Source organism: Jiangella rhizosphaerae (assembly GCF_003579925.1).
GTDB classification, from domain to species: domain Bacteria; phylum Actinomycetota; class Actinomycetes; order Jiangellales; family Jiangellaceae; genus Jiangella; species Jiangella rhizosphaerae.
In genome coordinates, this window is record NZ_QUAL01000058.1 from 1 (window position 1) to 8,632 (window position 8,632).

Consider the following 8,632-nt stretch of genomic DNA (forward strand, 5'->3'; position numbering starts at 1 on the left):
GTCGGACGCGGGAGCCGTGGCCCCCGCGTCCGGGCCGGCCGGGGTGCCGGCGTCGGCGTCGGCGTCGGCCGGCCGCGGCTCACCGGTCTCGGGATCGATGCGGCGCCGGTCGCGGATGACGGGCTTCAGCTCTTCGGGGTCGTCTCCCAGACCCTCGGGTCGCTGCGCATCGGTCACTTGGTGTCCTTCTCGTCGTCGACGATCTCGGCCTCGACGACGTCCTCCTCGGCGTTGTCGCTCGTGGCGGACGCGCCGTCGTCGGCGGTACCGGCCTCGGCGCCGTCACCGGACGGGGCCTGCGCGCTGGCGTAGATGGCCGCGCCCAGCGCCTGGAAGGCGGTCTGCAGGCGGTCGGTCGCCGACTTGATGGCGGCCTCGTCGTTGCCCTCGAGCGCCTTCTTGGCATCGGCGAGGGCGGTGTCGACGTCGTCGCGGACCTCCTGGGAGAGCGTGCCGACCTTCTCGGTGTTGTCGGCCAGGAACTTCTCCGTCTGGTAGACCAGCGACTCGGCCTGGTTGCGGTTCTCGGCGGCCTCGCGGCGCTTGCGGTCCTCCTCGGCGTACTGCTCGGCCTCGCGGACCATGCGGTCGATGTCCTCCTTGGGCAGCGAGGACCCGCCGGTGATGGTCATGGACTGCTCACGGCCGGTGCCGAGGTCCTTCGCGGACACGTGCACGATGCCGTTGGCGTCGATGTCGAACGTGACCTCGATCTGCGGGACGCCGCGCGGCGCCGGCGGCAGACCCGTGAGGTCGAACGTGCCGAGCTTCTTGTTGTAGGCCGCGATCTCCCGCTCGCCCTGGTAGACCTGGATGCCCACCGTCGGCTGGTTGTCGTCGGCGGTGGTGAAGATCTCGGAGCGCTTCGTCGGGATGGTCGTGTTGCGCTCGATCAGCTTCGTCATGACGCCGCCCTTGGTCTCGATGCCGAGGGACAGCGGGGTGACGTCGAGCAGCAGGACGTCCTTGACCTCACCCTTGAGCACGCCGGCCTGCAGGCTGGCGCCGACGGCGACGACCTCGTCGGGGTTGACGCCCTTGTTGGGCTCCTTGCCGCCGGTGAGCTCCTTGACGAGGTCGACGACGGCGGGCATGCGGGTGGAGCCACCGACCAGGACGACGTGGTCGATCTGGTCGACGGAGATGCCGGCGTCGCGGACGACGTTCTGGAACGGCGCCTTCGTGCGGGCCAGCAGGTCGGCGGTCATCTGCTCGAACTGCGCGCGCGAGAGGGTCTCGTCGACGTGCACCGGGTTCTTCTCGGCGTCCTGCGCGATGTAGGGCAGCGAGATGGACGTCTGGGTGCTGGACGACAGCTCGATCTTCGCCCGCTCGGCGGCCTCGCGGACGCGCTGCATGGCGATCTTGTCCTTGGAGAGGTCGATGCCGTGCGCGGACTTGACCTGGCCGATCAGCCAGTCGACGACCTTCTGGTCCCAGTCGTCGCCACCGAGGTGGTTGTCGCCGCTGGTGGCCTTGACCTCGACGACGCCCTCGCCGATCTCGAGCAGCGAGACGTCGAAGGTGCCGCCACCGAGGTCGAAGACGAGGATGGTCTGGTCGTGCTCACCCTTGTCGAGGCCGTACGCCAGCGCGGCGGCGGTCGGCTCGTTGACGATGCGCAGGACGTTGAGGCCCGCGATCTCGCCGGCCTCCTTGGTGGCCTGGCGCTGCGCGTCGTTGAAGTACGCCGGGACGGTGACGACGGCGTCGGTGATGGTCTCGCCCAGGTAGGCCTCGGCGTCGCGCTTCAGCTTCTGCAGGACGAACGCCGAGATCTGCTGCGGCGTGAAGGTCTTGTCGTCGATCTTCTGCGACCAGTCCGAGCCCATGTGGCGCTTGACCGAGCGGATGGTGCGATCGACGTTGGTGACGGCCTGGCGCTTCGCCACCTCACCGACCAGGACCTCGCCGTTCTTGGCGAAGGCCACCACGGACGGGGTGGTGCGCGACCCCTCGGCGTTGGCGATGACGGTGGGCTCGCCACCCTCCAGGACGGCGACGACGGAGTTCGTCGTGCCCAGGTCGATGCCGACGGCTCGTGCCATGGCAGTTACCTCCAGTGTTCACTCAGCAGTGTTGAGTCAGTATGGCTCAACTATAACCTTGAGCCGACGCGGCTCAACTTCAGTATCTGGGACAACGAGTGACCGGCTCTGAGGATTCCCTCAGTTTCTGCGCGTACGCTGACCCGCATGTTCCCGGAGTTCCAGGACGACGACGCACCCCGCCGGCCGGACCTGCGCAAGCGGATCGTGGCCGCGGTCCTCGTCCTCTGCCTGATCGCCGGGGTGGCGCCGTTCCTCGCCGCCTTGGTGTTCTGACCGCCATGGCCGTTCAGGAGGACACCCGGCCGATCGCCGTCCGCAGCCGGCTGCTCGGTGTCGACGCCGCCCGCGGCATCGCGCTACTGGGCATGATGTCGGTCCACATCCTCCCGGCGATCGGCGAGGACGGCGGCCTGACGGCGTCGCGGCTCATCGCCAGCGGCCGGTCGTCGGCGCTGTTCGCCCTGCTGGCCGGCGTCGGGCTGGCGCTGGCGACCGGTGGCCGCACCCCGCCCCGGGGCCGGCCGCTGGCGGCCGCGAGCGTCGGCGTCGCCCTGCGCGCGCTGGTGATCTTCCTGGTCGGGCTGAGCCTCGGCGCGTTCCCGTCCGGCGTCGCGGTCATCCTGGCCTACTACGGGCTGCTGTTCCTGCTGGCCATCCCGTTCCTGGGGCTCGGCCCCCGGATCCTGCTGCCGCTGGGGCTGGTCTGGGCCGCCGGCGCGCCGTTGCTGAACCACTACTGGCGCATCGGCGAGCCGCTGGCGTCGTACGACACGCCGACGTTCGAGTCGCTCGAGCACCCGGGCGACCTGCTGCGCGAGCTGCTGGTCACCGGCTACTACCCGGTGTTCCCCTGGCTGGCCTACGTGCTGGTCGGCCTCGGCATCGGGCGGCTGGCGCTGTCGTCGGCCCGGGTCGCGGCGGCCCTGCTGGCCGGAGGCGCCGCGCTCGCGGTGGCCGCCTGGGTGACGTCGACGGTGCTGCTCGACAACGGCGGACTGGAGCACCTGGTCACCGCCGGGCTGGGCGGGCACCCGGCCAACCCGTTCGACTTCGCCGGCATGGTCAACAACACGTCCTTCTACGGCACCACGCCGGCCACCAGCTGGTGGTGGCTGATCGTGGCGGCGCCGCACACCGCGACGCCGTTCGACCTGCTGCACACCATCGGCACCAGCGCGGCCGTGCTCGGGCTGATGCTGCTCGTCGCGTCCAGGGCCCGGCCGCTGGTGTGGCCGCTCGCGGCGATCGGCGGCATGACGTTCACGCTGTACACCTTGCACGTCGTGCTGCTGTCCGGGCCGGTCCAGGGCCACGAGCTGTCCACGTATCTGGTGCACGTCGCGATCGTGTTCGCGATCGCGATGCCCTGGCGGGCGTTCATCGGCCGTGGCCCGCTGGAGGCGGTGGCGGCCTCGCTGGGGCGGGCCGGGCGGGAGCTGGTGCTGTCGTCGTCAGCGTCGTCGCGGCGATAGGCCCGCCAGGTCGACGGCGTCGGCCATGGCCTGGTAGCCGGCGTCGCCGGGATGCAGGTGGTCGCCGGAGTCGTACTCGGCGCGCAGGCGCAGCGGCTGGTCCGGGTCGCGCAGGACGGCGTCGAAGTCGATCACCGCGTCGAACGCGCCGGACTCGCGGATCCACTCGTTGACGGCGGCCCGGACGGCCTCGCGCTCGGGCGTCCACGTGCCCCAGCCCTGGAACGGCCCGATCGTCGCGCCGACCACTCGCATGCCCTGGTCGTGGGCGCGCTGGATGATCTGCTCGTACGCCGCGATCAGCCGTTGCGGGTCGTACTGCGAGTTGGGCTGCTGGATGTCGTTGACGCCCTCGAAGACGACGACGGTGCCGGCACCGGTCTGCGTCAGCACGTCGCGGTCGAGCCGGGCCAGCGCGTTGTCGCCCTGACCGGGGCCGTTGGCGTGCAGCAGCAGCCGGTTGCCGCCGATGCCGGCGTTGAGGATCCCGAACTGGAACGGACGCGGCTGCGCGAGCATGCGGTCGGCGAGGTAGTCCGGCCAGCGGCGGTTCGCGTCGCGAGTCGAGCCGCTGCCGTCGGTGATCGAGTCGCCGAGGAACACGACGGCGCCGGACGCCGCGCCACGCACGTCCAGTCCGTCGAGGAACCAGAACGACGTCGTGGTCTGCGGGAACGACGACACCGACGGCGCGGTGGTCTGGTCGCCGGTCGCGACCCAGCCGGTCGAGTGCGCCGCCGCGTGGTAGGTCGCCGGTCCGGTCGGGCCGGGGACGTACAGGCTCACCAGCACGTCGCTGTCGTCGGCGATCGGCAGCTCGACGGGGTCGGAGACCAGCTCGGCGCCGGCCGGGATCGTCACGCCGGTGTCACCCGAGAACGTCACCGGCCGCAGCGTCGCGGGGTCGACGTCGCCCGGCGCCGCGCCCGGCAGGGCGAGCGTCGCCGCCCGCACGACCAGCGGCTGCGTGCCGTAGACGTTGGTCAGCCGCAGCCTGGCCTGCGATCCGCCGACCGACACGTGCAGCCGCTGGCGCAGCGTGGTGTCGGTGAAGCCGGCCAGGGCCTGGCCGTTCTGCGGCCGCGCCGCCGCGGTGGCCCAGGTGCCGACCCAGTCGCCGGTCGCCGCCGGTGCCGCCTCGAGCGGCGCGACGGTGGACGGATCGGGCGGGAGGGCGTCGGTGGAGGGGGTGGCGGTCGCGGCGGCGGCGATGAGAAGGGCGCCCGCGGCGGCCGTGGCCAGCGGCCCGGCCCAGCGTCGGAGGGAGGTCGGCAGCGAACGGGACGGCGGCATCGGCGGCTCCTCGTCGAGTCGGCCGCGCCCGGCGGGGGTGACCGGGCGCGGCACTCGTGACGCTAGAGGGCGGCGGTGCGAGGGCGCCAGCCGTCATGCGGCGAGCGGCGGATCCGGTGCGGCAAGCGGTTTCCAGGGCGGGCTCCGCCCGCCGCGCATGCCTGCGGCGCATCAATTTATCGGTTCGTTATTGCATCGTCAATAGCATCTTACTTTGCGACATGAGCATTGACCCTCACGATTGCTGTCGCTAGGTTACGTGGACCCCCACGTCCGTAATGTCCGGCGCACAGCAGGGCACACACGATGCACCGCCGGGCCCTATTCCACGGAGGTCCCGACGATGTCGATGAAGCGCGCCCTGACGGGTGCGGTCGCAGCCGCACTCGCCGCAACGGTGCTGGTCGTCGTGCCAGGCGAGCGAGGATCGAGCACCGCGGACGCCGCTGCGGACGACATTCCGACGCCCACGGAATTCTTCGGATTCGCCATGGGCACCACCGGAAAGCTCGCTCCTTTCGAGCAGATCAAGGACTACTTCGAGCTGGTCGCCGAGGAATCGGACAGCGTCGAGTACGACGTCGTGGGCACCACGACCTTGGGCCACGAATACCCGATCCTGCGGGTGAGTTCGGCGCAGAACCTGGCCCGGCTCGACGAGATCCTCGAGGCCAACGAACGCCTGGCCGACCCGCGCTCGGACCTCACCGAGAGCGAGGCCCGCGCGTTGGCCGAGCAGAGCGTCCCGGTCTACTACCTCGAGGCGACGCTGCACTCCAGCGAGGTGGGCAACCTGCCGGCGCTGGTCGACGTCGTCCACCGGCTCTCGACCGAGCGGTCGGAGTTCGTCCAGAACATCCTGGACAACCTGGTGATCCTGGTGGTGCCGTCGGCGAACCCGGACGGGCAGCACCTGATGGTCGACTACTTCAACGAGACCGCCGGCACCGGCTACGCGCGCACGTATCCGGACCTGTACCACAAGTACGTCGGGCACGACAACAATCGCGACTGGATCTTCTTCACGCAGGAGGAGTCGCGCATCCGCACCCGCCTGGAGCAGCAGTACCGGCCGGTGATCCTGCACTTCATGCACCAGGCCGGCACGAACAGCCCGCGCATGTGGGTGCCGCCGTTCGACGAGCCGCTCGGCCCGAACATCGACTCCATCACCATCTCGGCGTCGAACGCGCTGGGCGCGGAGGTCGCCAACGCCGCCGCCGAGGCCGGGCTGCCCGGCGTCAGCACCGACGACGCGTACGGCATCTTCTGGAACGCCGACGTGTTCGGCACCGGCCCGCACCGTGGCGCGTCGCTGTTCCTGCACGAGATCGCCTCGGTGCGCGACCTCGCGCTGCCGTTCTCCAACCCCGACGGCACCCCGCCCGGCGCCCGCGACCGCACCATGCGCACGTTCGACCCGTACACGGAGAAGACGTGGACGCTGGAACAGATCGTCGAGTACGCCAAGCTGTCGATGTACACCGGCCTGGACAGCGTGGCCAAGGACGCCGACGACTGGTTGTTCAACAACCTCTACCAGGTCAACCGCAAGAACATGGAGCCCGACGGCGGCCCGGAGACCTACCTCGTCCCGGCCGGCCAGCGTGACCCGTACGCCGTCAAGCAACTGGTCGAGATCTTCGACATCGCCGGGGTCGAGGTGGACCGCGCGCTGTCGACGGTTCGGGTGGGCCGGCAGACCTACCCGGCCGGCACGCTGCTCATCCAGAGCCAGCAGCCGATGGGCAGCTGGGTCGACCAGGTGCTCGAGGTCGACCAGTACCCCGACCAGGCACGCAAGTGCGCCGACTGCCCGCTGATCATGCCGTACAGCGAGACCACCGATCATCTCGGCATGCTGCTCGGCCTGACCGTGCAGCCGGTGGACGACGCGCGGGTGGCCCGCACCGAGCGGATCACCGCCGACGACGTCACCGCGCCCGCGGTGCCCAGCCCGCCGCCGGGCGGCGCCTACCTGGTGCGGCCGACGACGTACGGCCTCACCCACGCGATCGCCCGGCTGCAGGAGGACGGCGTCCCGGTGTTCCGGGCCGCCGCCGCCTTCCAGTCCGGCGCCGCGTCGTACGAGCCCGGCACGCTGATCGTCCCCGCGACGGCGGCCGCGCGGGCGACGCTCACCGAGGTCTCTGAGGCGACCGCGCTGCCGGTGACGACGGCGCCGCAGGTGCCCGCCGTCGAGGCGCTGGAACTGAAGCCCGGCACGAAGATCGGCCTGATCCGCGGCGCCAACAACATGCCCGGTGGCTGGCTGATGTGGCTGGCCGACACGTACGGGCTGAACTACGAGGTGGTCGAGGCCGACGACTACGCGAACCTCGATCAGTTCGACACGATCCTCATCGCGCCGGGTGTCACGAAGGCCCGCATCGTCACCGGCCTCGACCCGGCGCGCTACCCGGAGGAGTTCCACTGGGCCCGCGGCGTCGGCGAGGCCGGCTGGCAGGCGCTGGCGACGTGGGTGCGCGACGGCGGCAACCTGGTCGCCGTCGGGGCGGCCGCGGAGACGGCGCGTGAACTGCTGGCGCTGCCGATCACCAACGCGACGCCCACCGACCGAGCCGCGTTCAGCGCGCCCGGCACGCTGCTGAACGCGCACTTCGACCCGGCCGTCCCCGCCACCTGGGGAATGCCGGCGAACTGGCCGGTCTGGTACAACAACAGCCCGGCGTACCGGGTGGCGGCCGGCTCCGGCGCCACCGTCGGCTCGGCGTACCCGTCATCCGGTGAGCTGCTGGCCAGTGGGTACGCACACGGCCAGGCGGCGCTGGCCGGGCTGGCGAACGTCGTGACCGTGCCGGTCGGCGCCGGCGAGGCGACGGTGGCCGGTGCGGACATCACCTTCCGCAGCTGGCCGCGCGCGACCTGGACCATCGTGTCCAACGCGCTGTACAACGGCCCCGGCAGCATGGTGCCGGCGGCCGAGCTGGCGGCGCGGCTCACCGGGCGCTGACGACGGGCTCCGCCCCCGCGGTCCGGCACCGGGGCCACGGGGGCGGACCGTCCGCTACTCGTCCTGACCCGGCGTACGCGCGCCGAGCTCGGCGTCGAGCCGCAGCAGCCCGGGGCCGTCGTCGCCGATGAGGTGCAGCCGGCCGAGGATCTCCGAGACCGTCGACTCCTCCTCGATCTGCTCCTCGATGAACCAGCTGAGCAACGGCAGGCTGTCGATGTCGCCCTCGGCCTGGGCCAGCCGGTACAGGGCGCGGATGGAGTCGGACACCTTCTGCTCGTGCGCCAGCGACGCCTCGAACGCCGCGACCACCGCGGGGCCGGGGTCCTTCGGCGCCGAGATGTCGCCGATCTGCGGGCGGTTGCCGCGGTCGGTGACGTGCTGGATGAACTTGGCGGCGTGCACGCGCTCCTCGTCGGACTGGATGCGCATCCACGACGCCATGCCCGGCAGGTTGGCGTCCTCGAGCGCGATGGCCAGCTGCAGGTAGGCGATCGACGACTCGATCTCGAGCGTGATCTGCTCGGAGAAGGCCTTGGCAAGGGTGTCGTTCAGCTTCATGAGCCCGACGTTAACGCAGCTCAGAACACATTTCTACGAAGTCGTGCCTACCCTTGCGAAGGTTCGCCGAACCTCTGCGCCAGCGTGAGGGCCACCGGGATCGCGACGACGAGCACGACGATCGCCGTGCCGACGCCGAGCGCGGCGAAGCCGCCGGACGCCACGACCAGGCCCGCGACCGGAGCGCCGCCGCCGGCGGCCAGGCCCATGGCGACCTCGCCCAGGCCCTCGGCCCGCAGCCGGCCCTCCGGCGGCACGCGCGCGGTCAGCAGGGCGCTCCC

The 8,632-nt window shown here is 71.2% G+C and carries 6 protein-coding genes and 1 pseudogene; 3 read left to right on the plus strand and 4 right to left on the minus strand.

Going from position 1 to position 8,632, the window contains the following annotated elements:
* Positions 1 to 173 precede the first annotated feature (173 nt).
* Positions 174 to 2,048 carry a molecular chaperone DnaK gene (dnaK, locus tag DY240_RS07375; protein ID WP_119659306.1) on the minus strand — a complete coding sequence of 625 codons (1,875 nt, stop codon included), beginning with the start codon at positions 2,046 to 2,048 and terminating at the stop codon, positions 174 to 176.
* A gap of 147 nt (positions 2,049 to 2,195) precedes the next feature.
* On the opposite strand from dnaK, the gene DY240_RS33660 reads away from it, so the two are divergent.
* Both DY240_RS33660 and DY240_RS07380 read left to right on the plus strand, forming a co-directional pair.
* Positions 2,196 to 2,324, plus strand: coding sequence for a hypothetical protein (locus DY240_RS33660; RefSeq protein ID WP_267901645.1), 129 nt, complete (start codon positions 2,196 to 2,198; stop codon positions 2,322 to 2,324).
* A 5-nt stretch (positions 2,325 to 2,329) separates the two neighbouring features.
* Positions 2,330 to 3,523 (plus strand): heparan-alpha-glucosaminide N-acetyltransferase domain-containing protein, encoded by a 1,194-nt coding sequence (locus tag DY240_RS07380; RefSeq protein WP_119659307.1) that lies wholly within the window; start codon positions 2,330 to 2,332, stop codon positions 3,521 to 3,523.
* Here DY240_RS07380 and DY240_RS07385 read toward each other — a convergent pair.
* The gene (locus DY240_RS07385; protein ID WP_119659308.1) at positions 3,503 to 4,816 is read right to left on the minus strand and encodes an SGNH/GDSL hydrolase family protein; all 1,314 of its coding nucleotides are present in this window, start codon (positions 4,814 to 4,816) and stop codon (positions 3,503 to 3,505) included. The two genes, DY240_RS07380 and DY240_RS07385, sit on opposite strands and share 21 nt — an antisense overlap.
* 490 nt (positions 4,817 to 5,306) lie before the next feature.
* Here DY240_RS07385 and DY240_RS07390 point away from each other — a divergent pair, with 490 nt between their 5' ends.
* Positions 5,307 to 7,790: a M14 family zinc carboxypeptidase gene (locus DY240_RS07390; RefSeq protein ID WP_158602769.1), complete on the plus strand. Its 2,484-nt coding sequence runs from the start codon at positions 5,307 to 5,309 to the stop codon at positions 7,788 to 7,790.
* A 54-nt stretch (positions 7,791 to 7,844) separates the two neighbouring features.
* Here DY240_RS07390 and DY240_RS07395 read toward each other — a convergent pair whose 3' ends face one another.
* Both DY240_RS07395 and DY240_RS31725 read right to left on the minus strand, forming a co-directional pair.
* Positions 7,845 to 8,351, minus strand: coding sequence for a ferritin (locus DY240_RS07395; RefSeq protein ID WP_119659310.1), 507 nt, complete (start codon positions 8,349 to 8,351; stop codon positions 7,845 to 7,847).
* Positions 8,352 to 8,398: 47 nt separating this feature from the next.
* Positions 8,399 to 8,632 (minus strand): annotated as a pseudogene (locus tag DY240_RS31725) (MFS transporter); the annotation flags it as partial.

Excerpts from the sequence above, each read along its gene's own strand:
- DY240_RS07380 (WP_119659307.1), top strand. The coding sequence starts at position 2,330 with ATGGCCGTTCAGGAGGACACCCGGCCGATCGCCGTCCGCAGCCGGCTG.
- DY240_RS07395 (WP_119659310.1), bottom strand. The coding sequence starts at position 8,351 with ATGAAGCTGAACGACACCCTTGCCAAGGCCTTCTCCGAGCAGATCACG.
- DY240_RS33660 (WP_267901645.1), top strand. The coding sequence starts at position 2,196 with ATGTTCCCGGAGTTCCAGGACGACGACGCACCCCGCCGGCCGGACCTG.
- dnaK (WP_119659306.1), bottom strand. The coding sequence starts at position 2,048 with ATGGCACGAGCCGTCGGCATCGACCTGGGCACGACGAACTCCGTCGTC.
- DY240_RS07390 (WP_158602769.1), top strand. The coding sequence starts at position 5,307 with ATGGGCACCACCGGAAAGCTCGCTCCTTTCGAGCAGATCAAGGACTAC.
- DY240_RS07385 (WP_119659308.1), bottom strand. The coding sequence starts at position 4,816 with ATGCCGCCGTCCCGTTCGCTGCCGACCTCCCTCCGACGCTGGGCCGGG.